21 protein-coding genes and 2 pseudogenes are annotated in these 26,444 nt (G+C 74.1%); 11 read left to right on the top strand and 12 right to left on the bottom strand.

The annotated features are described in order from the left end of the window. The first annotated feature begins 104 nt into the window (after positions 1-104). Positions 105-3,782, top strand: a complete 3,678-nt coding sequence (locus tag IG64_RS10095; RefSeq protein WP_037854248.1) for a S8 family serine peptidase — start codon at positions 105-107, stop codon at positions 3,780-3,782. A 391-nt stretch (positions 3,783-4,173) separates the two neighbouring features. On the opposite strand, the pseudogene IG64_RS10090 reads toward IG64_RS10095, so the two are convergent. Then, positions 4,174-4,824, bottom strand: a pseudogene (locus tag IG64_RS10090) (PP2C family protein-serine/threonine phosphatase); the annotation flags it as partial. 209 nt (positions 4,825-5,033) lie between these two features. On the opposite strand from IG64_RS10090, the gene IG64_RS10085 reads away from it, so the two are divergent. Then, the gene (locus IG64_RS10085) at positions 5,034-6,038 is read left to right on the top strand and encodes a hypothetical protein (protein WP_051812641.1); all 1,005 of its coding nucleotides are present in this window, start codon (positions 5,034-5,036) and stop codon (positions 6,036-6,038) included. A gap of 31 nt (positions 6,039-6,069) precedes the next feature. On the opposite strand, the gene IG64_RS10080 is transcribed toward IG64_RS10085, so the two are convergent. After that, positions 6,070-6,672 carry a hypothetical protein gene (locus IG64_RS10080; protein ID WP_199811556.1) on the bottom strand — a complete coding sequence of 201 codons (603 nt, stop codon included), beginning with the start codon at positions 6,670-6,672 and terminating at the stop codon, positions 6,070-6,072. 132 nt (positions 6,673-6,804) lie between these two features. Between IG64_RS10080 and IG64_RS10075 the strand changes: the two genes are divergently transcribed. Together IG64_RS10075 and IG64_RS10070 are read left to right on the top strand one after the other, a co-directional pair. After that, positions 6,805-7,578: an IclR family transcriptional regulator gene (locus IG64_RS10075; RefSeq protein WP_037854245.1), complete on the top strand. Its 774-nt coding sequence runs from the start codon at positions 6,805-6,807 to the stop codon at positions 7,576-7,578. Then, positions 7,575-8,438, top strand: coding sequence for an SMP-30/gluconolactonase/LRE family protein (locus IG64_RS10070; protein WP_037854243.1), 864 nt, complete (start codon positions 7,575-7,577; stop codon positions 8,436-8,438). Before IG64_RS10075 ends, IG64_RS10070 begins: the two co-directional genes overlap by 4 nt. Positions 8,439-8,810: 372 nt before the next feature. On the opposite strand, the gene IG64_RS10065 is transcribed toward IG64_RS10070, so the two are convergent. The 4 genes from IG64_RS10065 to IG64_RS10050 form a co-directional block, all read right to left on the bottom strand. Then, positions 8,811-10,223 (bottom strand): pyridine nucleotide-disulfide oxidoreductase, encoded by a 1,413-nt coding sequence (locus tag IG64_RS10065; RefSeq protein WP_051812638.1) that lies wholly within the window; start codon positions 10,221-10,223, stop codon positions 8,811-8,813. 128 nt (positions 10,224-10,351) lie between these two features. After that, positions 10,352-11,527 (bottom strand): MAB_1171c family putative transporter, encoded by a 1,176-nt coding sequence (locus IG64_RS10060; protein ID WP_037854241.1) that lies wholly within the window; start codon positions 11,525-11,527, stop codon positions 10,352-10,354. Positions 11,528-11,606: 79 nt separating this feature from the next. Next, positions 11,607-13,166, bottom strand: coding sequence for an MAB_1171c family putative transporter (locus IG64_RS10055; protein ID WP_037854240.1), 1,560 nt, complete (start codon positions 13,164-13,166; stop codon positions 11,607-11,609). Continuing rightward, on the bottom strand, positions 13,163-13,672 hold the full coding sequence (locus IG64_RS10050; RefSeq protein ID WP_037854238.1) for a hypothetical protein: 510 nt from the start codon (positions 13,670-13,672) through the stop codon (positions 13,163-13,165). The genes IG64_RS10055 and IG64_RS10050 overlap by 4 nt, the downstream gene beginning before the upstream one ends. A 580-nt stretch (positions 13,673-14,252) precedes the next feature. On the opposite strand from IG64_RS10050, the gene IG64_RS10040 reads away from it, so the two are divergent. From IG64_RS10040 to IG64_RS10025, 4 genes are read left to right on the top strand one after another with little or no spacing between them, the layout of a single operon-like run. After that, complete coding sequence (locus IG64_RS10040) at positions 14,253-15,608, top strand: extracellular solute-binding protein (RefSeq protein ID WP_037854236.1); 1,356 nt, start codon at positions 14,253-14,255, stop codon at positions 15,606-15,608. After that, positions 15,605-16,549, top strand: coding sequence for a carbohydrate ABC transporter permease (locus IG64_RS10035; RefSeq protein ID WP_037854235.1), 945 nt, complete (start codon positions 15,605-15,607; stop codon positions 16,547-16,549). The genes IG64_RS10040 and IG64_RS10035 overlap by 4 nt, the downstream gene beginning before the upstream one ends. After that, positions 16,546-17,403 (top strand): carbohydrate ABC transporter permease, encoded by an 858-nt coding sequence (locus IG64_RS10030; RefSeq protein WP_037854234.1) that lies wholly within the window; start codon positions 16,546-16,548, stop codon positions 17,401-17,403. The genes IG64_RS10035 and IG64_RS10030 overlap by 4 nt, the downstream gene beginning before the upstream one ends. 41 nt (positions 17,404-17,444) lie before the next feature. Then, complete coding sequence (locus tag IG64_RS10025; RefSeq protein WP_037854233.1) at positions 17,445-18,950, top strand: alpha-N-arabinofuranosidase; 1,506 nt, start codon at positions 17,445-17,447, stop codon at positions 18,948-18,950. 37 nt (positions 18,951-18,987) lie between these two features. On the opposite strand, the gene IG64_RS10020 is transcribed toward IG64_RS10025, so the two are convergent. Beyond that, positions 18,988-21,813 (bottom strand): glycoside hydrolase family 35 protein, encoded by a 2,826-nt coding sequence (locus tag IG64_RS10020; protein ID WP_037854232.1) that lies wholly within the window; start codon positions 21,811-21,813, stop codon positions 18,988-18,990. Positions 21,814-21,891: 78 nt separating this feature from the next. On the opposite strand from IG64_RS10020, the gene IG64_RS10015 reads away from it, so the two are divergent. Then, positions 21,892-22,359, top strand: coding sequence for an RrF2 family transcriptional regulator (locus tag IG64_RS10015; protein WP_037854530.1), 468 nt, complete (start codon positions 21,892-21,894; stop codon positions 22,357-22,359). Positions 22,360-22,493: 134 nt separating this feature from the next. On the opposite strand, the gene IG64_RS10010 is transcribed toward IG64_RS10015, so the two are convergent. From IG64_RS10010 to IG64_RS10000, 4 genes and pseudogenes are all read right to left on the bottom strand, one after another. Beyond that, positions 22,494-22,775: a type II toxin-antitoxin system Phd/YefM family antitoxin gene (locus IG64_RS10010; RefSeq protein WP_037854527.1), complete on the bottom strand. Its 282-nt coding sequence runs from the start codon at positions 22,773-22,775 to the stop codon at positions 22,494-22,496. 90 nt (positions 22,776-22,865) lie between these two features. Then, a complete protein-coding gene (locus tag IG64_RS41110) occupies positions 22,866-23,132 on the bottom strand; it encodes a hypothetical protein (protein WP_158771522.1) in 267 nt (88 codons plus the stop codon). A gap of 189 nt (positions 23,133-23,321) precedes the next feature. Then, positions 23,322-23,504, bottom strand: a complete 183-nt coding sequence (locus IG64_RS10005; RefSeq protein ID WP_037854231.1) for a DUF397 domain-containing protein — start codon at positions 23,502-23,504, stop codon at positions 23,322-23,324. Next, positions 23,501-24,237, bottom strand: a pseudogene (locus IG64_RS10000) (Scr1 family TA system antitoxin-like transcriptional regulator). The gene IG64_RS10005 and the pseudogene IG64_RS10000 overlap by 4 nt, the downstream one beginning before the upstream one ends. Positions 24,238-24,466: 229 nt before the next feature. Between IG64_RS10000 and IG64_RS09995 the strand changes: the two are divergent. Both IG64_RS09995 and IG64_RS09990 read left to right on the top strand, forming a co-directional pair. Beyond that, positions 24,467-24,955 carry an ATP-binding protein gene (locus IG64_RS09995; RefSeq protein ID WP_037854230.1) on the top strand — a complete coding sequence of 163 codons (489 nt, stop codon included), beginning with the start codon at positions 24,467-24,469 and terminating at the stop codon, positions 24,953-24,955. A 61-nt stretch (positions 24,956-25,016) separates the two neighbouring features. Next, positions 25,017-25,214 (top strand): hypothetical protein, encoded by a 198-nt coding sequence (locus IG64_RS09990; RefSeq protein ID WP_037854228.1) that lies wholly within the window; start codon positions 25,017-25,019, stop codon positions 25,212-25,214. Positions 25,215-25,270: 56 nt separating this feature from the next. Here the strand turns inward: IG64_RS09990 and IG64_RS09985 are convergent, their stop codons facing one another. Further along, entirely contained in the window at positions 25,271-26,437 is a 1,167-nt protein-coding gene (locus IG64_RS09985) for an aldose epimerase family protein (protein WP_037854224.1), read from the bottom strand. Positions 26,438-26,444 lie beyond the last annotated feature (7 nt).

The raw sequence follows: 26,444 nt of genomic DNA, 5'->3' as shown, positions 1-26,444 counted from the left end.
ATCCGCCAGTCCTCGTCAACTCCCTTGCCGCACAAGTCTCCTGACACTCTTCGCAGCACTCGACGCACCATTCGACGCAGCTTCCGAAACGAAGAGAGGCACGGATGAGCAGAGGACCAGGCAGACGGAGAGCGACCCTCCTGTCGGCCGGGCTCGTGATCGCCCTGCTGCCCGCCGGGCAGGCCGCCGCCCAGCAGGCCGCCGCCCCCCGCCCCGGCGCCGCCGCCCCGGGGGCCGCCGTAGCCGCGAAGCCGGACGCCGCCCGCACCGTCACCCTCGTCACCGGCGACCGGGTCACCCTCACCCCGCTCGGCGGTGGCCGGAGCACGGTCACGGTGCGGCGGCCCGCCGGGGCCGTCGGCGCCGTGCGGACCAGCGTGGCCGACGGCACCGTCACCGTCGTACCGGACGAGGCACGGCCCTATCTGCGGACGGGCCGGCTCGACCCGCGGCTGTTCGACGTCAGCGAGCTGCTGCGCCAGGGGCTCGGTGACCGGAGCACCGGTGAACTGCCGCTGATCGTGACCTACGGCAAGGGGCAGGCGGTGCGCACCCCGCGCGGCACCGAGCGGACCCGGAACCTCGCCAGCGTGCACGGCGCCGCCGTGGAGGCGGACAAGGGGCGGGCGTTCTGGCGGGAGTTCGCCCGGCCGGGCACGGCGCGCGGCCTGTCGGCGGAGGGCGTCGAGAAGGTCTGGCTGGACGGCCGGGTCAGTGCCGGCATGGCCGAGTCCAACGCCCAGATCGGCACACCGAAGGCCTGGGAGTCCGGGCTGACCGGCAAGGGCGTCACCGTCGCCGTCCTCGACACGGGGGTCGACACCACCCACCCCGACCTCGCCGGACGGGTCGCGCAGACCAGGAGTTTCATCCCCGGCGAGGAGGTCGCCGACCGCAACGGCCACGGCACCCACGTGACCTCCACCGTCGGCGGCAGCGGCGCCGCCTCCGGCGGCAAGGAGAAGGGCGTCGCACCCGACGCCACGCTCGCCGTCGGCAAGGTCCTCGACGACCAGGGCACCGGCAGCGAGTCGCAGATCATCGCCGGCATGGAGTGGGCCGCGCGGGACGTGCACGCGCGGATCGTGTCCATGTCGCTGGGCTCCACCGAGGCCAGCGACGGCACCGACCCCATGGCGCAGGCCGTGAACACCCTGACCGCGCAGACCGGCGCGCTCTTCGTGATCGCCGCCGGGAACACCGGAGCCCCCTCCTCCATCGGCTCCCCCGGCGCCGCCGACGCGGCCCTGACCGTCTCCGCGGTCGACTCCGCCGACCGGGCCGCCTACTTCACCAGCGCCGGACCCCGCCTGGGCGACAACGCCCTCAAGCCCGACCTCGCGGCCCCCGGCGTCGACATCCTCGCCGCCCGCTCCCGGCTCACCGAGGGCAGCGGCGACTACACGACCATGAGCGGTACGTCCATGGCGACGCCGCACGTCGCCGGGGTCGCCGCGCTGCTCGCCCAGGAACACCCCGACTGGAGCGCCGCCCGGCTCAAGGACGCGCTGATGTCGACGTCGCAGCGGGTGGACGCCTCCGCCTACACGCTGGGCGCGGGCCGGGTCAGCGTGCCCGGTGCGGTGGCCGCCGAGGTCACCGCCACCGGCAGTGCCGACCTCGGCTTCTACGGCTGGCCCTACGACGGGAACAAGCCGGTCACCCGCACCCTCACCTACACCAACTCCGCCGACCGGCCCGTGGACCTGACCCTGGCCGTGCAGGGCGCCCCCGAGGGCGTGGCCACCCTCGCCGGCACGAAGCTGACCGTGCCCGCCCACGGCACCGCCTCCACCACCGTCACCGGTGACGGCGCGAAGGCGCCGGTGGGGACGACCAGCGGGCAGATCGTGGCCTCGGCCGCCGGCACCCCCGTAGCGCACACCGCGTTCGGGCTGGTCAAGGAGGACGAGCGCTACACCCTCACCGTGCACGTCAAGGACCGGTCCGGCACCGCCACCGCGGCCGACCTCGCCGTGCAGCAACTCGCCGCGGGAGTCGACCCGTTCAGCGCCCGCGTCGACGACTCCGGCACCCTGCGGCTGCGGCTGCGGCCGGGCACCTACAGCGTCTCCTCCTTCCTCGACGTGCGCGGCAGCCACGGCGCCGACTCCCTCGGGCTCGGCTTCCTCGCCGCCCCCGAGATCACCCTCGACCGGGACCGCGAGATCACCCTGGACGGGCGCCGGCTGCGCGAGGTCCGCGCCGACGCCGGCCGCCGCACCGAACGGCGGCAGCTCCTCATGGAGTACGACCGCAAGGCGGGCGGCTCCGACCTGTTCGGTGCCGTCCAGGTGCCCCTGATGTACGACAGCGTCTTCGCGGCGCCGACCGCGCCGGTGAAGCAGGGCAGCTTCGAGTACCGGACCGTGTGGCGGCTCGGCAAGCCCCTCCTGGAGGTCAAGGGGATCGGCGACGCACTCGTCCAGGCGGGCGGCACCCTGACCGAGGGCCGCAGCAGGCTCCCGCTGGTCGACGTCGGCACCGGGGACTTCACCGGCTCGGACGTGCGCGGCAAGGCGGTCCTGGCCCGGCTCCCGGAAGGCGGCGACCCGGCCGCCCTCGCCCAGGCCGCGCAGGAGGCGGGCGCCCGGGCGCTGTTCGTGACCGACGACGCGCCCGGCCGGCTCAGTCTGTGGTGGGGCACCGACGACAACGCCGACCGCCCGCTCCAGATCGCCTCGGTGAACGCCGCCGACGCCGCCCGGCTGCGCGCCGCCCACCACGTCGACATGACCGGCACCCGCCGCACCCCCTACGTCTACGACCTCTCGGAGGGCCACCCGGGCGCCGTCCCCGACCGTGACCTGACCTACCGGCCGGACCACCGGCAACTGGCCGCCCTCGACGTGAAGTTCCACGCCGGCCGGGCGGCGGGCGGCGGCGAGTTCCGCTACTCGATCACCGACACCTTCCCGGTCGGCATCGGCTTCCAGGAGAGCGCCGGCTTCCCGGCCGAGCGGACCGACTACGTCTCCACCGGCCCCGGCCAGCGCTGGCACGAGTCCGTGACGCTCGGCGAGGGCACCCTGGAGGAGCGCAGCGGCCTGGTCCGCTACACCGGCGGCTCGCACGGGGAACTGGACTGGTTCAAGCCCGTCCTGCACCCGTGGCTCGGCACCGGCCTGGGCTGGGGGCAGCAGCGGTCGGGCGACACCATCCGGTTCAACGCCCCCGGCTGGGGCGACTCCGGGCCCGACCACACCGGCTTCGGCGACGTGTGGAGCCCGGACAGCGGCATGACCCAGACCACCGTCGCCTACCTGGACGGCAAGGAGGTCGACCGGGGCGCCAGTTCGGCCGCGTACGTGTGGGACGCGCCCGCCGACGAGCACACCTACAAGCTCGTCACCGACACCGCGCTCGACCCGGCCCGCTGGAAGCTCGCGAGCCGGGGCCACGCCGAGTGGACGTTCCGCTCGGCGGCCACGCCCGGTGACCGGTGGACCGCGCTGCCGCTGATCAACCTCGGCTTCGCCCTGGACACCGACCTCGCGGGCGAGCTGCGGGCCGGCGGCCGGATCCCGGTGGGCCTGCACGCCGAGTACGTGGCGGGCGCGCCCGGCACCGGCACCATCTCCGGAGGGCGGCTGGACGTCTCGTACGACGAGGGCAGGACGTGGCAGAAGGTGCGGCTCAGCGGCTCCCACGCCTCCTGGAAGGGCACGCTCACCGTGCCGCGCGGCGCGGCCACCGTCTCGCTGCGGGCCTTCGCCGGCGACGACCGGGGCGGGTCCGTGCGGCAGGAGCTCGTCCGGGCCGTGGGGGTGGGGCGGCGCTGAGGCAGCGCGCCCCGGAAGATCCCGCGCGCACGCGGGCGGCGCCGCCTCCCTGGGACGGGGAGGCGGCGCCGCCGTGCTGCCTGCGCTGTCGCTGCCGTCAGACCAGCCAGCCGACGATGTGGATCAGGCCGGCGAGGACGTCGGTGAGGAAGTTCATGATCGTGCATTCTCCTTGTGTTGCCTCAAGTGGGACACGCGCCGACCACGGTCTGCAGCCCGTCGCTTGCGCACCGTCAGTATCTGCCGCCCCGCCGGCCCCGCACCGATCACTTCTGCGACGATCACCTGTTCCAGGGAACAACTGATCCCTTGTTCGGATCGTCATACGACTCCCCGCCGTCGCACGCCGACCATCGCCTCCCCCGAGGGCCACCACCCGGCACCCGGGGTTTCAGGCCGACCCGGCCTCCACCACGTCGGCCACGACGCAGCTGACGTTGTCCGGGCCGCCGGCGGTGTTCGCGGCGTCGACCAGGGAACGTACGGCCGTGTCCGGGTCCGCCGCGCGGGCCAGGAGGGCCTGGATCCGGTCGTCGGGGACGACTCCGGACAGGCCGTCGGAGCACAGCAGGTACCGGTCGCCGGGCAGCGGGTCGTGCAGGCGCAGGTCCGGGAGGGACGGGGTGCCGCCGCCGTCCAGCGCCCGCAGGAGCAGCGCGCGCTGCGGGTGGCTCACCGCCTCCACGGGCGTCAGTCGCCCCTCGTCCAGCATCGCCTGGACCACGGTGTGGTCCTGGGTGACCCGGAACAGCCCGCTCCCGCGCAGCAGGTACGCCCTGCTGTCCCCGACGTGCACCAGGGCGAGCCGGGAGCCGGTCCACAGCAGCGCGGTCAGGGTCGTACCGGCCTCCTCGCCGCCGGTGGCGTCCGCCACCGCGCGGGTCGCGTCCTGGAGGGCGTCCTCCAGCAGGTTCAGCACGCTCCCGGCGGGCGGCCGTGCCGTGTCCAGCGTCCGCAGCGCCGACACGGCCGCACTGCCCGCCCGCGCGCCGCCGGCCCCGTAGCCGTCGGCCACGGCGAGCAGGCGCGGGCCGGCGTAGGCATGTGGACCTCGTCTCCGTTCCCGCCACCGATGCTGAGGCTTCCCCGAAGGTGAAGGTCAAGGAGCGCGTTCCGGTCGCGGCGGCGGCGGTTGTTAGCGTGCACCGCGGACCGTTCGCCCGGACCGTTCACCCGCTGGAGCCGCGACCCGGCCGGCACGCGCCGCCGGCCGGACGCGAGAACCGCCCCGCCCCGCAGAAGGAGCCCGCCGTGCCCCGTGTCGCCCTTGTCACCTACGATCCCGGAGCCGTGCCGAACCGCGACCGAGACCTCGGCCCGCTCCTCGCGGCCCTGCGCGCCGCCGGAGCCGACGCCGACGCCGTGCCCTGGGACGACGCGGACGCCGACTGGGCCTCCTACGACCTCGTCGTCATACGGTCGACCTGGGACTACAGCTGGCGCGCCGCCGAGTTCGCGGCCTGGGCCGAGCGGTGCGCGAAGGTGACGCGGCTGGCCAACCCGGCCGCTGTCGTGCGCTGGAACACAGACAAGCGCTACCTCGGGGACCTCGCCGCGGCCGGGGTGCCCGTCGTGCCGACCCGCTACCTGGCGCCCGGGGACCCGTGCGGGCCGCAGGACCTGCCCGGCGACCACGACTTCGTCGTCAAACCGGTCTTCGGGGCGGGCGCCCGGTACGCCGCCAGGTACGCGCCCGCCGAGCGGGAGACGGCCGCCGCGCAGGTGGCGCGCATGCACGCGGAGGGCATGACCGCGATGGTGCAGCCCTACCTGACCCGCATCGACACCGGCGGGGAGCGGGCGCTGCAGTTCTTCGGCGGCCGGCTGCTGCACGCCAGCCGCAAGCGGGCCGTGCTCTCGCCGGGAACGGCCTTCGACGCCGAGAAGGTGGCCCACCCGGACCTCGAACCGTGGACCCCGACACCCGCCGAACTCGCCGTGGCGCGGCGGGCGCTGGCCGCCGTGCCCGGAGCACCCGAGCTGCTGTACGCCCGCGTCGACCTCGTGGACGGACCGGACGGGCAGACCGGACCGGACGGGCAGGACGGACCGGACGGTCGAGGCGGACCGGCGGGGGCGGGCGAGGCAGGCGGCGAGGGCGGTGCGCCGTGCGTCATGGAACTGGAGCTGGTCGAGCCGAACCTGTTCCTGTGGCTGCATCCCGGATCGCAGGAGCGGGTGGTGCGGGACATCCTGGCCGCCGTCCCGGCCCGCCCCGGGAACCCCGCGCGGGCTGCGCGTCCGGTTCGTCCCTGACCTGTGTGTGCCGGGGCGGTTCCGGGATGGGTTACGCGTCCGGTTCGTCCCCGACCCGTGTCCGCTGGAGCAGCCCCCAGGTGAACTCCGCGACGACCTCGTGCCGTACGCCCTGCGCGTCGGGCGCGGTGAAGGCCAGTCCCCACCGTGTCGGCGCGGTGCCCTCCAGCGGGCGGGCGGGGGCGAAGGCGCGGGCGGCCTCCTCGACCGTGCAGGACCAGGGGGCGAGATCGTCGACCGTCCGCAGGTCAGGGCCTTCGGCCCCGGGGGCGCGGACCAGCCACGCGTTCCAGACCTGGCCGTCGGGGCCGGCCAGCACCTCGAAGCGCAGCCCGGGCCAGAGCGGCAGCGGCCACTGCCGGGCCTCGCAGTCCAGGTCGCCGATGCGGCGGGCGGCCGTGGACTCGGGGGCGCCGAGGACGGATCGGTAGCGGGCGGCGGCCGAACGGGCCCGGGGCGAGCGCACCATCGCCTGCCACCGCTTGTTGGCCTCCCGCATCTGCGCGAGCGACGCCCCCAGCTCCCGCCGGGCGTCCGCGACCAGGTCCGGCTGGTGATCGGCCATGCGCCGCAGCAGCACGAGCTGGAAGTCACGCGCGGTGAAGGGCCCGGACGCGGAGGAGGAGGCAGCCATGCGCACCATCGTCGCGCAGGGGCGCAAGGGCCGCCCCATTGCCCCCGCCCCCCGCCATGGCTAGCCTGTGTTCGTCATGCCGATCGCCTGTTGAAATCTCGAACAGGCCTGGATCCAGGGAGGGGACCGGTCGTGGGACGCCTCGTACCTGCCGTGACCCGGGCTCTCGACATACTCGAGCTGTTCCTCGACGGGGACGGCACGCTCTCCGCCCCCGACATCGTGCGCCGGCTCCAGCTGCCGCGCACCACGGTGCACGAGCTGGTCACCACGCTCGCCGCCCGCCAGTACATCGTCCCGGTGACCGGCCAGCCCGGACGCTACCGGCTGGGCGTGCGCCCCTACCAGCTCGGCAGCCGCTACGCCGAGCAGCTCGACCTCGCCGCCGAGGGCCAGCAGGTGGCCCGCGCCGTCGCGGAGACCTGCGACGAAACGGTGCACGTGGCGATCCTGGAGGGCGCCGACGTCATCTACATCGCCAAGGTCGACTCCACGCACGCGGTCCGCATGGTCTCCGCCGCCGGCCGCCGCCTCCCGGCGCACTGCACCTCCGTCGGCAAGATGCTGCTCGCCTCCCTCCCCGAGTCAGCACTGGCCGAACGCGTCCCGGACGGCGCCGAACTGGTCGCGATGACCCCCAACAGCATCACCGATCCCGCCGCCCTGCGCGAGGCCCTGGCCGAGATCCGGCGGCGCGGCCTGGCCGTGGAGAACCGCGAGTCCAACCCCGACGTCAGCTGCGTGGCCGCCCCGGTGCGCGACCGCACCGGCCGGGTGGTCGCGGCCCTGTCCATCTCCGTGCCGATGATCCGCTGGAGCGAGGAGCGCAGGAGCGAGCTGGAGCAGCTCGCCGTGAAGGGCGCGGCCCAGCTCTCGGAGCGCCTCGGCCACCGGAGCGCGGCATGACGGCGACGGCGTACGACGTGGCGGTGGCGGCCCGGGCCGAGCTGGGCGAGGGACCGACGTGGGACCCGGCGCGGGAGCGGCTGATCTGGGTGGACATCCTCTCCTCCCGGGTGCACACCTACGATCCGGCGACCGGCCGGCGCACGGTCCGCGCCACGGGCCAGCACGTGGGCGCGGCCAAGCCGCGCGCCGGCGGGGGACTGGTGCTGAACCTGCGCGACGGGATCGGCCTGGTCGACCCCGGTCCCGAGGGCGCCTTCCGCTGGCTGCACCGCGACCCGGTGCCCGGCCGCCGCGGCAACGACGCCGCCGTGGCGCCCGACGGCTCCCTGTGGGCCGGCACCATGCGCTACGACGAGGCGCCGGGCGGCGGCACCCTGTCCCGCTTCACCGGTGACGGCGCGGCCGAACCGTTCCTGACCGATGTGACGGTGAGCAACGGCACCGGCTGGAGCCCGGACGGCCGCCGGATGTACTACGTGGACACCCCGACCCGCCGGATCGACGTCTTCGACGTCCTGGACGGCGGCCGGCAGGCCGTGAACAGACGGCCGCTGGCGCAGGTGGAGGAGGGCGCGGGCTACCCGGACGGGCTGACCGTCGACGCCGACGGGTGCGTGTGGGTGGCCCTGTGGGACGGCGGCGCGGTGCGGCGCTACACCCCCGACGGCGTGCTGGACCGCGTCGTCACCCTCCCCGTCCCGCGCGCCACCGCCTGTGCGTTCGGCGGCGCGGGCCTGAGCGACCTGTACGTCACCACGGCCCGCACCGGTCTGACCGCACCGCACCCGCTGGCCGGCTCCCTCCTGGTGGTGCCGGACGCGGGCAGCGGCCTGCCCCAGCCGGCGTTCGCGGGCTGAGGGACCGGGCCCGGCGGGGCGGGCAGGGGCTGAGGGAACGGGTCTGGCGGGGCGGCCCATGGCTGAGCGAAACGGGCCTGGCGGGCGCGCCTCGGCTGAGGGACCGGGTCTGGTGAGGGGAGCCGGGCTGAGGGGACGGCCCTGGCCGCAGGCCGCGGCCGGGGGCTCGGGCCTGACGGGCGGTAGGGGCTGAGGAACCGGGCCTGGCAGGGCGGGCCGTCGCTGAGCGAACGGGCCTGGCTAGGGCGGGCCGTGGCTGAGCGAACGGGCCTGGCTAGGGCGGGCCGTGGCTGAGCGAACGGGCCTGGTGAGGGGAGCCGGGGCTGAGGGGACCGCCCTGGCCCGCAGGCCGCGGTTGCGGACCGGCGGGCCTTACCGCTTCGCCGCCGTCTGCCCCGCCTCCGCCCCCGCCCGGTCCAGTTCCCCGAGGATCTTGCGCTCGGACGCCGTCAGCGGCGGGCCGGACAGCGGGGGCAGCAGGGGGCCGCACGCCACGTCGAGGAGCGTGCGGGGGCGGAAGAGGCGCTCCGGGCCGGTGCGCAGGCTCGTCACGTCCCACAGCGCCGCCGCCGCCCGGTGGGAGCCGGTGGCGGCCCGGGTCAGCCGGCGGCTGTAGGCCGTGGTCAGCCGGTCCGCCGCGGTCGGCCGGGCGCCGCGCGTGTCCGGGTACCAGACGTCCTGGCCTACCGCCGCCGCCCAGGCCGCGTCGACCCACCGGGCGTTCCCGCGCTGCACCCGCCGGGCCAGGCCGGGCGCGTGGGGACCGCCCCGCCGCACCTGTCCGGCCAGCATCCGCGCACCCAGCGCGGCCACCGACATGCCCTGCCCGTAGGCCGGGTTGAAGGTGGCCACCGCGTCGCCCAGGGCGACGAAACCCTCCGGCCAGCGCGCGGTCTTCTCCAGGTAGCGCCGCACGTTGCTGGTGCTGCGGCTGATGTGCACGTCCGTGAGGGGTTCGGCGCCGGAGGCGAGACGGCCCACGAGCGGGCTCGGCAGGGCGAGCGCGTACGCGAGGAAGCCGTCCGGGTCGGCGGGGGGCTCACCGCCGCCGCGGGTTCCGGCGAGGCTGACCATCCAGCGGTCCTGCTCGATCGGCAGGACCATGCCGCTGCGGCCCGGCAGCGAGCGGTACGGGTCGGCCTGCACGATCGTCAGCGGGAACTGTTCGGCGCCCGCCGGCGTACGGTAGACGCGCGTGGCGTTGACCAGGCCGCAGTCGACGCTCCTGGTCCGCACGTCCGTGACGCCGATCTCCTCCAGCCAGGTGACGACGCGTGAGCCGCGCCCGCTCGCGTCGACGACGAAGTCGGCGGCCAGTTCGGTCTCCTCCCGCGGCCCGCCGTCCGCCGCACCGGGGCCCGCCGCCGCGATCCGTACGCCGCGCACCCGCTCCGCGTCGCCCACCAGCCCCACGGCCCCCGCCCTGCGGACCTCGGTGCGGGTGTGCGCGAGGACGGCGTCCCGCACCGTCCAGTCCAGCAGCGCGCGGGTGCAGCTGAGCATGCGCGGGCCGTCGTGCCGCCAGCGCCGCAGCCAGCCCTCGGAGGTGAGGGCCAGCATGCCCGAGCCGAGCGGTATCTCACGGGCGCCCGCCGCCAGCAGCCGCTCGCGCACGCCGCCGCCCGGCACCAGGTCCTCCATGGCGGCCAGGCCGCCGGCCATCAGCAGATGGGCATGGCGCCCCTGGGGCAGCCCCTTGCGGTGCTCGGGGCCGGCCGGCAGGTCGTCCCGGTCGAGCACGACCACCTCGTCCACGACGCCGGACAGCGCCGCCGCGGCCAGCATGCCGGCCAGACCGGCACCGACGATCACGGCCCTGCGCCGGCCCGGACCGCGGCCCGGGGGCAGCGGCGGCAGGGGAGGCAGGGGAGGCAGGGACAGGGACATGGGGCTCCTCGGAGTGGATCACGGGCTCAGCCATGGGAGGTCCTCACCGTTCCTCCCCGTACGGGGGTTCCGGCCGGCGGCCGGACCAGTGCCTGCGCCAGTTCCACCAGCCCGCTCGTCCCGGACACCTCCGTGGCGTGCAGGCGGTAGCCGCTCGGCGTGGGCAGGGGGTCCTCGCGGGCGGCGGCGCGGCGGGCGGCGTCGGCGAGCATCGCCGCCTCCGCCGCGATCCGGGCGTCGTGCGGGGTGCGGCCCGCGCGCCGGGCGGCTGCCAGGGCGCGTTCGCGGACCGTGTCGTCGAAGTACGGCGCGAGGCCCAGCAGCGCGTCGTGGATGGACACCTCGCGCCAGTGCAGCCGGGCCCGCGGCAACTGCCACCAGCCGCTGGGCGGTTTGGGCGCGGTCGACACGAAGCGGATCCGCGCCCACAGCGGGGCGAGGGTGCGGTAGTCGTCCAGGCTGCGCAACTGGGCGAGGGCGGACGGCAGCAGCCTGGGCAGCACGAAACCCGCCGAGCACAGCAGCGCGCCGAGGGAGGCCAGCGGCGGCGCGACCTGCGTGGACAGCACGTCCAGGTCGTGACCCGTCCACCGGGCGGCCACCGCCGTGTACTTGGTCAGCTGGAAGCCGACCACGTCCAGCGCGGAACCGGCGAGGATGAGGCGCAGCCCGGTCCGCAGCAGCCCGGTGACCTCGCGGCTCCACTTCACGCACAGCACGCACGTCGCCAGGGTCGCCGCGCTGTGCCCGACGAGGTAGAGCAGGATCATCTCGCACAGGTACGGGGTGTTGGCGTAGTACGTGTCGAGGTCGGTGAGCCGCTCGGTGCGGGCGTCGCCCAGCGCGAACAGGACGACGATGGCGGCGATCAGCGGGACGTAGGCGGCGATACTGCGCAGCACCATCCGCCGGACCCGCTCGGGGGGCCCGCCACGCCAGTGGATGAGCAGGATCAGCAGCGAGCAGCTGTACGCGCTGAGCATGCCGTACGTCAGCGGGGCGCCGAAGTTGGGGATGCCGGTGAGGTCGTTGACGGCGGCCAGGGTCAGCGGTGCCGAGCAGACGAACACCAGCGAGCCGAGCACGATCGCCACGCAGGTGGACACGGTCAGCGGGTCCCGCACGGCCCGCGGCGGCCGCCGGCACAGCACCACGGCCGACAGCCCGAACAGGCCCGCCGCGAGATAGACGACGAGGCTCACCCGCGCCACCTCCGCCCGGCCGGGCCGGCGGCGCGCGGGCGCAGCGGTTCCCTCGTGCGCGCGGGTGCGGGCGCCCCCGTCACACCGCCTCCGACGGCCGTGGGCCGTGCGCCGGGCGCCGCGCGGCCCCCAGCGTGTCGGCGATCCGTACGAGCAGCGCGGGACCGGGCACCCGCCCGCCCGGCCGCCCGTTCGGCGCTCCGTCCGCAGCGGGCGTGGCCGGGCCGGCGGGGACCGCTGCGGACGGCGCGGTGCGGACCGCTTCCCCGGCGTCCGACGCGAGCCGCTCCGCGCCCGGAGTGACCCGTTCCGCGGCGGGTGTGAGCCGCTCCGCGTCCGGCGCGAGCCGCTCCGCGTCCGGGGCCGGCTGGGGCCGTCCGACCCCGTCGAGCAGCACCGGCCACCGGCCGCCCCCGCCCTCGGGGCCGGTCACCGGCCCGACGCCGTCGAGCACCCGCAGCGGCGGACCGGCCGCCTCCTCGGTCCGCGTGCCGTCCCGCAGCACACCGCGCACCGCGGTCTCCAGCGCCGCATGGCCGGCACCGGCCTCCGGCGCCGTAAGGCCGCCCCGCGCGTCGGACGCCCCGGCCCCGGTGCCCGCCTCGCGGGCCGGGCACCCGCCGTGCTGCCGCAGCGCCCCCGTGATGACCGCCGCCCACGCCGCGGCCTCCGCCTGCTCCGGATCGCCGGTGGCGGCCAGGGTCCTGGTCCGGACGCGCTCGTACAGGGCGCGGTCGAAGAACGCGTCCAGGTAGCTGAGCGCGTTGTGGATGCTGGTCTGGCGCCAGATGAGCCGCGTGGTGGGGGAACACCAGCGCGGGCGGGGCAGCCGGAGGGCGCGGCGGGTGAGGAGGTCGTCCAGTTCCCGCTCCAGCGGTGCCAGCCGGGCGTACGCCCGCCAGGACCGCCACCACTGCGCGAGCCGGGGCCCGGTCAGCGGCACCAGGATCCCGACCGAGGTGACCAGCGCACCGAGACCCGCGGCGGCGGGCGACACGTCGGTGCTCAGCGCCGACCAGTCCCGCCCGGACCAACGGGCCGCCACCGCAACGGACTTGGTCACCCCGTACCCCGCGCTGCACAGCGAACCCAGGCCCAGGAGCACCAGTCCGGCGCGCAGCCAGCCCCGTACCTCACGGGCCCAGCGCAGCGCCGAGACGGTGGTGACGCTCACCGCGGCGAGGTGCGCGGCCAGGTACAGCACGATCATCTCGGCGATGAACGGCGTCGTGGCGTAGTACGTGTCCAGGTCCGTGCGGCGCTCCACCGGCGCCCGGCCGAGCACGAACATGGCGGCGATGCCGACGGCCACGCAGGCGTAGGCGGTCATCCAGCGGCGGGTCACCCGGCGCACCCGCTCCCCGCCCCGCCAGTGCACGACGAGGACCTGGGAGGCGGCGCTGTAGGCGGTGATGGACGCGTAGGTGAGCGGCGCGGCGAGGTTCGGCACGCCGCTGAGCCGGTTGACGGTGCCGACCGTCGGCGCGGCCCCGAGGAAGAAGCAGGCGCCCGCCAGGGCCAGCACCACGCAGATCGCGCGCAGGTAGGGGTCGCGCCGGTGGCGGACCAGGTCGGGGGTCTTGACCGCCAGCCCGAGCCACAGCGCGCCGCAGCTGACGTAGTTGATCAGTCCGTTCATCTCCTGCGCGCTCCACGATAGTTGAGCGCGGATCCGATGCGCCCGGCGATGTCCTCCTCGGTGCCCGGTGGCGGGACGGCGTCCGCCGGGGCCCCCTCCAGCCAGGTGCGCAGCCTGCCGCCCATGAGCATGCCGAACCGGTCCGCCTCCTGCTCGTCGGCGAGGCTGAAATCGGTGCGTGCGGCGACGGGCCGGGGCGGGGCGCTGGGCGGGACCGGGGCCGCCGCGTCGTCCGCGTCCCGCCGGTTCATGTGCCACACCTCGTGGCAGAAGATCACGATCTGGTGCCAGGAGGCGGCCCGCCGGTCGACGACCACCACGTCCTGGGACTCGCCCTCCAGCCACAGCCCGCTGGCGGTGTGCGGCGGGAAGATCTCGCGGCGGACGACGACCCGCCGGCCGCGCCAGGCGCTGACGGAGTCGACGAGCGCGGTGAACAACGCCTCCGGGTCCGCGGGGACGGGCACCCGGATGGGGTCGATGAGAGTGTCGGCGAGGCGCCGCATCTCCCGTTTCCTACGCACGCGTTTCCCCTTGTTCCCCCGTTGTTCCGCCGGGACCGCCCCCCATCATCCCCGTGCCGCCCGCACCGGGGAAAGGTCCTTTCGCGGCGCGCTCGGCCCGGTGGCCGGCCTGCCGCTCCGCCCGCCGTGCGGCACCGCGCCGCGCGCGGGCGCCGCGCACCGCACCGGGCCCCGAGCCTACGCGGCGGCCCGCGACCGCCCCCGCCCCGCACGCCCCCCGCCGTCACCCGGCCGCCGCCACCACCGCCGCCGCACGCGGCACCCCGGCCCGCACACGACCGGCACCTGGCCGATACCCGACTGACGGTCCTCGGTGCCCGACCGGCGTGCCCCCGGTGCCCGACCGGTGCCCGTGCGATCCCCGTTCGGCCCCGAACGGTGTCCGTCCGGTGCCCGTTCGACCCCGGCCGCAACCACGCCGGCGCGGCGCCGCGCCGGCCCGCGGCCGCCCGCCCTCCGTCCGAAAGTCTTGTCCGACCCATTGACGCGCAAGCGCTTCGATTCTACGGTCCCGTTCGAAGTTACGAGCACCTTTCGAAATCTCGAACAGTGAGGGCGGGTAATGGGACGACCTGGCCTGAATCGCAGGCAACTTCTCGCCGCCGCGGGAGGCGTGGCGGTCGCGGGCAGCTTCGGTTTCGCCGCGCTCGGCACGGGCGCCGACGCCCTCGCCGCGAGCGCCCGCACCCGGGTGCGGTACTGGAACCTCTTCCAGGGCGGCGACGGCGCCAACATGGCCACGATGGTGGACGCCTTCCGCGCCTCCCACCCCGACGTGGCCGTCAAGGACTCCACGCTCACCTGGGGCGGCCCCTACTACACCAAGCTCGCCATGGCCGCCGCCGGCAACCGCGCACCGGACCTGGCCGTCATGCACCAGGGCCGCATCCCCGGCTTCGCGCCGGGCCGCCTCCTGGACCCCTTCGACATGGACCTCCTCAGCCGGTACGGCGTCAGGGAGGCGGACTTCAACCCCGTGCTGTGGAAGCGCGGCATCGTCGACGGCAAGCTGTACGCGCTGCCCCTGGACATCCACGTCCAGCTCTGCTTCTACCGCAAGGACGTCTGCGCGAAGGCGGGTCTGCTCGACGAGCACGGCCGGCTGCCGGCCGCCACCAGCACCGACGACTGGTTCGCCGTCCTGCGCGCGGCCCGCAAGCAGCTGAGGAACGGCGTGCAGACCCTCGGCCTGCACGCCAACGACCAGAACTTCTGCTGGTGGTTCTTCGTCGCCTTCTACCAGCAGCTCGCCGGCACCTACTTCACCGACGACCGCACCGACGTCACCTTCGACACCGACAAGGCCACCGAGATCCTGGAGTTCTTCCGCAAGCACGTCACCGACGGCTACACCGTCGCGGGCGAGGCCGACGGCGAGGCCTTCCTGGCCGGATCCCCCTTCACCTGGGAGGGCGACTGGTCCGTCCCGTACTTCGGCGACCAGGTCGAGTACGGGGCTCAGCCGCTGCCGCCCGTGTTCGGCAGGCCCGCCACCCACGCCGAGTCGCACTCCTTCGTCCTGCCCCACCAGTCCGGCCGCGGCGGCGCCGCGAACGAGGGCGCGCACCGGCTCGCCGCCCACCTCGTGCGGCACGCCACCGCGTGGGCGGGCGGCGGCCACGTCCCCGCCTACCTGCCCACCTTCAAGGACCCCGCCTACCTGGAACTGGCCCCGCAGGACGAGTACTCCCGCCCGGCCATGGAGCACCCGGCCACCGAACCGCGCATCTGGTTCGCCGGCTCCACCGGCACCCTCGCCCAGCGCATCGGCCCGGTCATCGCCTCCTCCAACCTCGGCTCGGCGAAGCCGCCCACGGCCGCGCGCCGGATGCGCGACGTCCTGGAGGAGCTGCTCGCCATGAAGAACCCCATGGACGGACGCACCGCCGCCCAGGAGCTGACGGGAGCCGCCGCATGAGCAGCACCACCGTCGCCACCGGCGCCGCCCTGCGCCCGCGGACCACCACCGCCACCGACTCGGCCCGCGTCCGCTGGGGCCGCCGCTTCCAGCACGGAGGCTGGTTCGTCGCCCCCTTCCTCCTGCTGTACGCGCTGTTCGTGATCCTGCCGGTCGTCCGCGGCCTCTACCTCAGCTTCACCGACGCCAACATCTCCGGCGACCACACCCGCTTCGTCGGCCTGGCCAACTACCGCGAGGCGCTGCACGACCCGCTGGTGTGGGACGCGCTGTGGCACAGCGTGCGGTTCACCCTCGAAGTCGTGCCCTGCATCGTCGTCGTCGCCCTGCTGATGGCACTGATCGCCCACCACGTCACCCACCTCAAGTGGCTGTGGCGGCTGTGCTTCTTCGCGCCCTTCCTGCTGCCGTCCGCGGTCGTCGGCAACCTGTGGAAGTGGCTGCTCCAGCCCACCAACGGCATGATCAACCACCTGCTCGGCCTGAACACCCCCTGGCTCACGCAGAAGTCGACGGCCCTGCTCGCCGTCGTCATCGCCACCCTGTGGTGGACCGTCGGCTTCTCGTTCCTGCTCTACCTGGCCGCCCTGCAGAACATCCCGCAGCACCTGTACGAGGCCGCCGAACTCGACGGCGCAGGCCCCTTCCAGCGGATGCGGCACATCACCGTCCCCAACCTGCGCGCCATCACCGGCCTCGTCCTCGCCCTCCAGGTGCTCGCCTCGCTCCAGGTCTTCGACCAGGCCGTCGTCATGTACGACTTCGGGCCCGGACCGGAGGAATCCACCCGCACCTTCGTCCAGTACACCCTCGAACAGGGCTTCACCAGCTACCGCGTGGGCTACGCCTCCGCCATCTCCTTCGTCCTGTTCGTCATCGTCGCCACCGTCGCCCTGGCCCGGATGTGGCTGCTGCGCCACCGTGAGGAGACCGCCCGATGACGACCCCGGCCCCCGCCGTGCGCCGGCCGCGCGGCACCTGGACCCCCGGCCAGATCGCCCTCACCCTCGTGGCCGCCCTCCTCTCCCTGCTGTGGATCTCGCCGCTCGCCTGGGCCCTGTCCACCTCCCTGAAGTCCCCGGCCGAGTCCGTCGCCTCCCCGCACTGGATCCCCGACCACGTCACCCTCGGCTCCTGGAAGGCGGTCTTCACGGCGGGCGACATCCCGAACTGGTTCGTGAACTCCGTCGTCGTCTCCGTCTGCGTCACCTTCATCGTGCTGCTGGTGAGCGCGCTGGCCGGATACGGGTTCGCCCGCACCGAGTTCCGCGGCAAGTCCGCGCTGATGGCGCTCACCATGGCCGGGCTGATGTTCTCCCCGGCGATCCTCGGCGTCCCGCTGTTCACCACCGTGCAGTCGCTCGGCATGGTCGACACCTACTGGGGCATGATCCTGCCGCAGTGCGCCCCGGCCGCGATGGTCCTCATCCTCTACAAGTTCTTCCAGTCCCTGCCCAGGGAGCTGGAGGAGGCCGCGTTCATCGACGGCGCCGGCCGCTGGCGGATCTTCTTCACCATCGTGCTGCCGCTGTCCAAGCCGTCCCTGTCGGCGGTCGGCATCTTCACCTTCATCGCCTCCTGGAACAACTTCCTGTGGCCGTACATGGTGACGAACAACCCCGACCTGATGACCATGCCCAACGGCATCGCCACCGTGCAGAACGCCTGGGGCATCGTCTGGCCCCAGCTCATGGCCGGCGGCCTCATCGCGGGCCTGCCGCTGATCATCGTCTTCGTCTTCTTCCAGAGCCAGATCGTGCGGGGCGTCGCCCACACGGGCCTGGCGGGCCAGTGACCCCCGGCACCGCACCGCTTCCGGCCGACCGAAAGGACCCCATGCGCACCGCCCGCTTCACCCTCGACCCCGCCTTCACCGTCGGCGCCGTCGACCCCCGCCTCTTCGGCTCCTTCGTCGAACACCTCGGCCGGTGCGTCTACACCGGTGTCTTCGAGCCCGGCCACCCGGCCGCCGACGAGGCCGGCCTGCGCACCGACGTCCTCGACCTGGTGCGCGAACTCGGCGTCACCGCGATCCGCTACCCCGGCGGCAACTTCGTCTCCGGCTACCGCTGGGAGGACTCCGTCGGCCCCGTGGAGGACCGCCCGCGCCGCCTGGACCTCGCCTGGCGCTCCACCGAGTCCAACCGCTTCGGCCTGTCCGAGTACATCGCGTTCCTGAAGAAGATCGGCCCGCAGGCCGAACCCATGATGGCCGTCAACCTCGGCACGCGCGGCGTCGCCGAGGCCCTGGAACTCCAGGAGTACGCCAACCACCCCTCGGGCACCGCGCTTTCGGACCTGCGCGTCGCCCACGGCGACAAGGAGCCCTTCGGCATCAGGCTGTGGTGCCTCGGCAACGAGATGGACGGCCCCTGGCAGACCGGCCACAAGACCGCCGAGGAGTACGGCCGCCTCGCCGCCGAGACGGCCCGCGCCATGCGCCAGATCGACCCGGGCGTCGAACTCGTCGCCTGCGGCTCCTCCAGCCAGGCCATGCCCACCTTCGCCGAGTGGGAGGCGACGGTCCTCAAGGAGACGTACGACCTCGTCGACTACGTCTCGCTGCACGCCTACTACGAGCCGCTCGACGGCGACGTCGACTCCTTCCTGGCCTCCGCCGTCGACATGGAGTCCTTCATCGAGAACGTGGTGGCCACCTGCGACCACGTGGGCGCCCGGCTCAAGTCGAAGAAGAAGATCAACCTGTCCTTCGACGAGTGGAACGTCTGGTACCTGTCCCGGACCGAGGCCGAGGTCAGCGCCCTGGACTGGCCCGAGGCCCCCCGCCTGCTCGAGGACAACTACAGCGTCACCGACGCCGTCGTGTTCGGCTCCCTGCTCATCGCCCTGCTCCGGCACGCCGACCGGGTCACCGTCGCCTGCCTCGCCCAGCTCGTCAACGTCATCGCCCCGATCATGACCGAGCCCGGCGGCCCGGCCTGGCGGCAGACGACCTTCTTCCCCTTCGCCCAGGCCTCGAAGTACGGCCGCGGCGAGGTCCTCGACGTCCGCGTGGACTCCCCGGCGTACGAGACGAAGAAGTACGGCGCGGCCGACCTGCTGCACGCCACCGCGGTCCGCGCCGGGGACGGCACCGTCACCGTCTTCGCCGTCAACCGCGACCGGACCGCCGCGCTGCCCCTGGAGGTCACCCTGAACGGCCTCGGCCTGAGCCGGGTCGTCGAGCACAGCGTCCTCGCGGACGCCGACCCCGACGCCCGCAACACCCTCGCCGAACCCGACCGCGTCACCCCGCACCCGGCCGGGGGCACCGCCCTGACCGACGGCACCCTGACCGCGGCCCTGGAACCCCTGTCCTGGAACGTGATCCGCCTGGCGTGAGTCCCGCCGAGGCGGGGGACCGCGAGGCGCCGCGGGCTCAGCGGCCGGGGGAGGACACCGGTGCCACCGGCACCCCTCCGGCCGCGCGGCCCAGCAGCGTCAGCCGTACCTGTCCCGGACCCGCCTCGCCCGTGCCCCCGGACAGAACGGCCAGTGCCAGCGTGTTGGTGCCCCGGGTGCGCAGGACGCCGTTCGGCAGCACGAACGTGTGCTGCGGGCCCACGTCGTTGACGTACTGGCCCAGGTTCCAGCCGTTCAGGAAGATCTGCGCCCGGTAGGAGCGGTGCGGCTCGTCCCGGAGGGTCAGCCCCACCGAGGCGTCCACCCCCGCGTCCACCGACAGCCGGAACGTCGTCCGGTACCAGGTCACGCCCTGGCGCCGCACGGCACGCGGGAAGGACACCCGCTCCCAGTCGCCGTCCGCGAAGCCGGGCAGGTGCCAGCCCTCCCGCTCCCCGTACAGCCCGCCGTTGTTGAGCGGCCCGCGCACCGGGTCGGGCGCGCCCGCGCCCTGGATGCGCCAGCGCACCCGCGGCGCGCCCCCGGTGAAGGACACCGCCGTCAGCCCGCGCGCGGCGCCGAACGCGTCCTGCCCGGCGCCGCCCTGCTCGTGCGCCATCGGCCGCACCAGCACCGACAGCACGTGCCGGCCGCCGGTGCGCAGCCGCTCGGGCACGGCGAGGACGGCCGTGTCCGTCCAGGTCCCCCGGCCCGCCGCGTCCGCGCGCGGCACCGGCATGCGGTGCGTGCCCAGCGGCTCACCGTCCAGCCACGCCATCAGCAGCCCCTGGGTGCCCGTGCTGTGGGCCAGGGACACCGACTCGATGCCGGACGCGTCCGTGAAGGCACCCCGGTACCAGACGTCGCCGTAGTGGAAGCCGTAGTCGTCGGCGGACAGCACCGGCTGCCCCTCGGGGACGGGCGTGGTGCCGTACGAGGACGTCAGATCGGCCTTCCGCCAAGCGGAGTCGTCGAAACCGGGCGCGGACTCGGGGTTCTCCGCGCGCGCCCGCCAGCCGCCCAGCACGGGCAGCTCCACCGCGGGCGCCCCCTCCAGCGGCGCGAGCGAGCGCAGACTGCCGGTGCCGGTGGGCACGGTGCGCACCGGACGCCCGTTCCACGTCAGCGCCGTCACGCCCCGCGGCGCCCAGACCTCCAGTTTCGCGGCCTCCACGGTGTCACCGGTCAGGTGCAGCGTCGCGCCCTCGACGACCGCGGAGCGCAGCAGCCTCGGCCCGCACACCAGCAGCGAGCCCGACGGCGTCTCCCACGGCCACAGCCGCGAGGACGTCCGGTCGTCGGCGAACAGCATCAGCACCGCCCGGTCGACGGTCTCGCCCGCCTCCACCCGCGCCCCGGCCAGCCCCGCGCCGAAGGGGACGGTGATCCGCACCAGCCGGCGTTCGTACACATAGGCGACCTGCTGGCTCAGCCGGGTGACCATCGGCTCCCCGGCCGCCTCCAGGGCCAGCCGGGCCGAGTCCCCGCGCCGCCCGCAGAACACCACGATGTCCTGCCGGCCGACGGTGAGGTAGGCCATCGGCTGGGCGGTGGCGTACCGCAGTCTCAGCAGCCCCAGCCGCATCCGGGACAGCGCGAGCCGGGCGTCCCGGGCCGGTACGGTCACCGGCAGGTGCTCGCCGGCGGCGGGCAGCGTGGTGGTGACGTCCTCGCCGGTGTCGTTGCGCAGGACGTGCACCCGGGCGCCCGTGTCCGGATTGCTCAGGTGGTACGTGGTGAGCCCGCGCGCGGTGCCGCCCTCGACCCGGTCCAGCTTGGCGAGGTCGGGGACGTACCGCAGCATGTGCCCGATCTGGTGCGTCGCCACCGCCTTCCCGGTGACCTGCCGCCCCTCGTCGATCGCGGCACCGTAGTCGTAGGACGTGTACACCTGCGGGGCCGGCAGCCAGCCCCAGGAGGTGCCGCCGAAGGCCATGTACGTGGTGCGCAGGGCGAGTCCGTGGGCGAGGTCGGTCAGCAGCGTGCGCCGCTCGTGGGCCGCGTCGCGGGTGCGCCGCGCCCCGGCGTACCCCTCGCCTCCGAAGACGGCCCCGCCCCACGGGTCGGCACCGCCGCCGGACTCCGGCAGGAACCCCGACGGCCGCGGGAAGGACGCCGGGGCCCACCGGCCGCCGCTCCCGTCGCCGTGGAAGAGGGGCACGTCGATGCCGTCGGCGCGGACCTTCTGGTACAGCCGGGACACGGCGGCGGCCCCGGCGGCCCCGGTGGCCTGGTCCTCCAGCTGGTACAGCAGCACGGTCCCGTCACCCTTGGTGAACAGGTGGCGGGCGGCGATGGCGTTCACGCGCCCGAGCCACTCGTCGGCGTGCGTGAGGTGGTCCGGGCCGTCGGCGCCCGCGGTCCTCGCCGTGGCCGCCAGCCAGCCGGGCAGCCCCCCGCCGTCGACGTCGGCGCCGATGCGCGGACCCGGCCGCAGGACGACGTACAGCCCCGTCTCGGCGGCGGTGCGCAGGAACAGACCCAGGTCCCGCACCCCCGTGAAGTCGTACGCCCCCGGCGCGGGGGAGTGCAGGTTCCACGCCAGGCGCACGCTGACCGCGTTGTGGCCGTGGGCCCGCATCTTCTGGAGCACGTCCCGCCACAGCGAGGGGCTGGGCAGCCGGAACGGGTGCATCTCACCGGCCCACAGCACCAGCCGCCGACCGTCCACCAGCAGCGAGTAGTGGTCGAAGCCCACGGTGTGGCGCCGCCCGTCGGCGGACGGCACGGGCGGCGGGGGCCCGGTCGGCACACCGCGCACCGCGAACGCCGCCGACGCCCCCGGCCCGCCGCTGCCGCCCAGCGCGAGACCGAGCGCGGCGGAGCCCGCGAGGGCGCTGAATGTACGTCTGCTGAGCGCCAAGGTGTGTGCCTCCCGGGCGGATATTACGGGGCGCGGGTCCCGCCATTCTCCACTGTCCCGGACGCCACAATGGACGCCATGAGGATCTCGGCACGGGCGGACTACGCGGTACGGGCGGTTCTGGAACTGGCCGTACGGCAGGAAGCGGACCCGGCGAGCCCGGTGAAGGCCGAGGCGGTCGCCGCGGAACAGGGCATTCCGCACAAGTTCCTGGAGGGCATCCTGGGCGACCTGCGCCGCGCGGGCCTGGTCACCAGCCGGCGCGGCGGGGGCGGCGGCTACGCCCTGGCCCGGGAGGCGGCGCGGATCACGGTGGCGGACGTGATCCGCGCGGTGGACGGCCCGATCGTCTCCGTCCGCGGCGAACGCCCCACCGGCCTCACCTACACGGGCTCGGCCGAGCCCCTGCTGCCCCTGTGGATCGCCCTGCGCGCCAACGTCCGCCGCATCCTGGAGGGCGTCACGATCGCCGACATGGCGTCGGGCACCCTCCCGGCCCCCGTCCGCACCCTGGCGGCGGAACCGTCGGCCTGGGAGAACCCGTGAGGGGGCACTGCGGGCGCGCGGGTCTCAGGGGGTGAGGTGAACGAGGAACGCGGACCGCCGCCGACGCGGAGGGACCTACGAACCTGACATGTCCTGTTGTGCGTGCGGAGTGAAGTGCGGGACGTACCCCTGGGTCAGTCCTGCTGGGCGCGCAGCAAGGCGGCCAACTCCTCCGGAGAGACCGACCCCTGCGTGCCCTCGGACTCGGCCTCGTCGGCGAGCCGGTTGAGCCACACCTCTTCCGCGTTCTCCGCGATCTCGCCCAGGCGCTGGTATTCCTGGATGTCGATCACGACGACTTCCTGCTTGCCGCGCCGGGTGATGATCGTCGGAGTGCCCTCCCGACGAGCACGGTCAATCACGTCCGCGAGGTGGCTGCGCACCTCGGCCATGGATTCGACGACGGGATCGCTCATGCTCTGAATGTAAGAGATGCACATGAAGCGCTCAGTGGTGACGCCGACCGTGTCGAGACCGCCGAAAGCGGCCCGGCGGCGTCTCCCTGTTCAGTACGTCTCGAGGGCTGGAGGGAGGTTCGCGGTGGTGTGGGCTTCCGCGATGTCGAACGCGCTGCCGCAGGCCGGGCACTCCGCCCGGCCGAAGAGGTGTCTGATCCCCTCGGCGAGCCGCTGCTGTCCGTCCCGGCCGGCGGTGGCCTGCATCCACCGGCCCGGGTCGCGAAGTTCCTCGGCCGGGGCGGGGCGCAGTGGCCGCCGCCCGATGTCGCCTCGGTCCCAGGCCCGGATGGCCGAGCAGCGCAGAGACGGTCCCACAACTCGTTCCAGGCCTCCGGGGATTCCCCTCGCTCCACCTGATCCAGGAGCAGCGGCACCCGGCTGGCCGCCCCGTGACTGTCAGCCACCTGCCTCCAGTCCGTCACCTGGGTATTCAACTGTCCCGCGACCCCGCTGCCAACCCGCAGGAGGGCGCGGGCCGGGACTGCCGACGCGGAGACCGAGGAGTCAGCGTGCGGCGTGGGCGAGGAACGCGTTCCAGGCGGCGGGGGAGAGGGCGAGTGCGGCTCGGGGGCGGTCCTTGGTGTCGCGGACGTGGACGGCGACCGGAGTGAGGGCAACTTCGATGCAGTTGTCGCCGGAGCCGCTGCTGTAGCTGCTTTTGAACCAGGCCAGTTCCGCGGTGCTCATAGGTCTCCTCGCATCCGTTGCAACAGGCTCACGGAGTCCTGCATGGTGAGTGCCTGTGAACGCATCCTGGCATACCTGCCCTGGAGCACGCTGATCACCTTCAGGTCGGAGATGAACTGACCACTCTCCTGCCCTTCGCTGTACCCGAACCACTTGTGCGCGGGGGCTTCGAGCAGGGCGATGGGGCCGTGCAGTCCAGCATGGGACGTCTGTACCAGCGGCATGATCTGGATCTCGACGTTCCGCAGTTCGGCCGACTCAAGAAGGTGGTCGACCGCCTCCTTGGTAACTTCCGACCCGCCGGTCCGGCGGAGGAGAACGTGCTCTTCGATGAGAAGTTGAAAGCGGTGTTCGGCCGCTCCCGCAACAAGCGCTGGCGTTCGGCCCGCGCAGCCCAACTGTCCTCGACCTGCTGGTCCGTGAGCGGTGGCAGCTCGTCGGTGAACAACTGCCTTGCGTACGGCTCTGTCTGGAGAAGTCCGGGGATCATCCGGCACTCATAGTTGAAAAGGCTGATAGCGGTCCTCTCCAAGGTCGCCCAGCGCCTGAACCAGGAAGCGAGACCCGGCTGCCGCTCCAAAAAGCCCGCCGCCCGACGCAACGCCCCCGTGTTCCCCAGCACGCCCTCGGCCGCCTCGACGAAGTCCACGTCCGGCATGCGCCTGCCCAGCTCGACCGATGCCACCGTGTGCTTGGAGAAGCCGACGTGCCTGCCGAACTCCTCCCGGCTCAGCCCCGCATGCTCCCGGAGTCCCTGGACCATCGCCCCGAACGTACGCAGACTGTCCGAAGACTCCGGTTCACCGCCCCTGCCCGCCCCAGCATCCGCCACTGTGCGTCACCTCCCGCGAACATGCTCACGGTCGGTCATCGGTACTGTCCAGTCGGTGACCGTGTACGCAGGCGCAGCGTACGCGGCTCAGGGCTGGTGAAGGGGTGGATCCAGGCCGCAGATTGAAGCCATGACCGCACCATCCACTCCCCAAGCAGCCGCCACCGTACGTACGTTCGCGCAGCGGCTCAGTGCCACGCCGCGCGGCGCGCGCCTCGCCCGTCACCTCGCCCTGAACCAACTGGACGCCTGGGGGATCCCGTACGGGTCGGCGCCGGCGGAGGCGGTGGCCGCGATCGTGGCGGAGCTGGCCGCGAACGCCGTGACGCACGGCCGGATCCCGGGCCGTGACTTCGAGCTGCGGCTCTCACTCGTCACCGGGAGCGTGCGGATCGAGGTGAGCGACACCCGGGTGGGCCCGCCGCTGCCGCCCGGCCCGGGCCACGTACCGCAACCGGACGGCCTCGCGGAGAGCGGGCGCGGGCTGGTGCTGGTCGAGGCGTACGCCGACCGGTGGGAGGTGGTGGACCGGGTGCCGCCCCCGGGCAAGACCGTCCGCGCGGAGGTCGACCTGCCACCGGGCCGGCGCCGGGCGCGCGGGCTTCTTGCGCCGGGGTGAGCCGCGGCCCCCAGCATGGTGGCTGGGCCCGGGTCCGGGCCCGAGGGGGAGGGGGGCCCGTATGACGGAGCGGCGGTACAGCGTCGGAGGGGTTGTCGGACTGGTCCTGGTGGTCATCTGGACCTTCCTGGCCGTCCAGTGGCACGAGGTCGAGTGCCCCCTCATCCCGGACTCCTACGTCCTGGTCGTCACGCACGGCACCCCGAGCATCTTCGAGGGCTGCGGTGACGGCTACGCCGTGGACGTGCGGGGGGACTGAGGGGGCGCTTCGGCGGGCCGCCGGGAGTGTTCAGCTCACCGGCGGCGCGGGCGGCTTCACGCGTCGAAGGAGTGGACCGTGGTCGTCCGGTAGGTCCGGCCCGGTCGCAGGACCGTCGACGGGAAGGCCGGGTGGTTCGGGGAGTCCGGGAAGTGCTGGGTCTCCAGGGCCAGGCCGTCGCCCTGGCGGTAGGTGTGGCCGGAGGGGCCGACCAGGGTGCCGTCGAGGAAGTTGCCCGAGTAGAACTGCACGCCGGGCTGGTCCGTGGAGATGCGCAGGGTGCGGCCGGAGTCCGTGTCGCGCAGGGTCACCACGTGGACCGGGCGCGCGGTGACGCCCTTGTCCAGGACGAAGTTGTGGTCGAAGCCCTTTGCGGTGACCAGTTGCGGGTGGCCGGTGCGGATGTCCCGGCCGATCTGCTTGGGGCGGGTGAAGTCGAAGGGGGTGCCCTTGACCCGGGCCAGTTCGCCGGTGGGGATCAGGCCCGCGTCGGTCGGGGTGTAGCGCCCGGCGGCCAGCCACAGCTCGTGGCCGTAGATGCTGCCGCTGCCCTCGCCCGCCAGGTTGTAGTACGTGTGGTTGGTGAGGTTGACGACGGTCGGCCGGTCGGTGACCGCCTCGTAGTCGATGCGCCAGTCCCCGTGCCGGGTGAGGGTGTACGTCACCTTCGTGCGCAGCGTGCCCGGGTAGCCCATCTCGCCGTCCGGGCTGACGTAGCGCAGGCGCAGGCCGACGTCGGTGCCGGAGGTGAAGGGCTCGACGTCCCACACCTTCGTGTTGAAGCCCTGCGCACCGCCGTGCAGGCTGTTCTCGCCGTCGTTGACGGACAGCTGGTAGTCCTTGCCGTCCAGGGTGAAGCGGCCCTTGGCGATGCGGTTGCCGTAGCGGCCGATGGTGGCGCCGAAGAACGTGGTGCCGGCGACGTAGGCGTCCAGGTCGTCGTAGCCGAGGGAGACGTTGGCGTAGCGGCCGTGGCGGTCGGGGATCTCCAGCGACTGGACGATGCCGCCGTAGGAGAGGACCTTCAGCCGGGTGCCGCCGTTCGCCAGCGACCAGCGGTGGACCTCCGTGCCGTCGGCGAGGGTGCCGAAGTGCTCCCTGACCGGTTTCCGGGCCCCGGAGGAGGACTCCCGCCCGGCGGCGTGGGCGGTGCCGCCCAGCGCGCTCGCGGCGACGCCCGCCGCCGCGGCTCCGGCGATGACCGTGCGTCTGTTCAGTTCCATGTACGGC

Source organism: Streptomyces sp. NRRL S-340 (assembly GCF_000720185.1).
GTDB lineage: Bacteria > Actinomycetota > Actinomycetes > Streptomycetales > Streptomycetaceae > Streptomyces.
The sequence above is the reverse complement of the archived record's forward strand: the minus strand, read 5'-3'. Positions and strand labels throughout refer to the sequence as shown.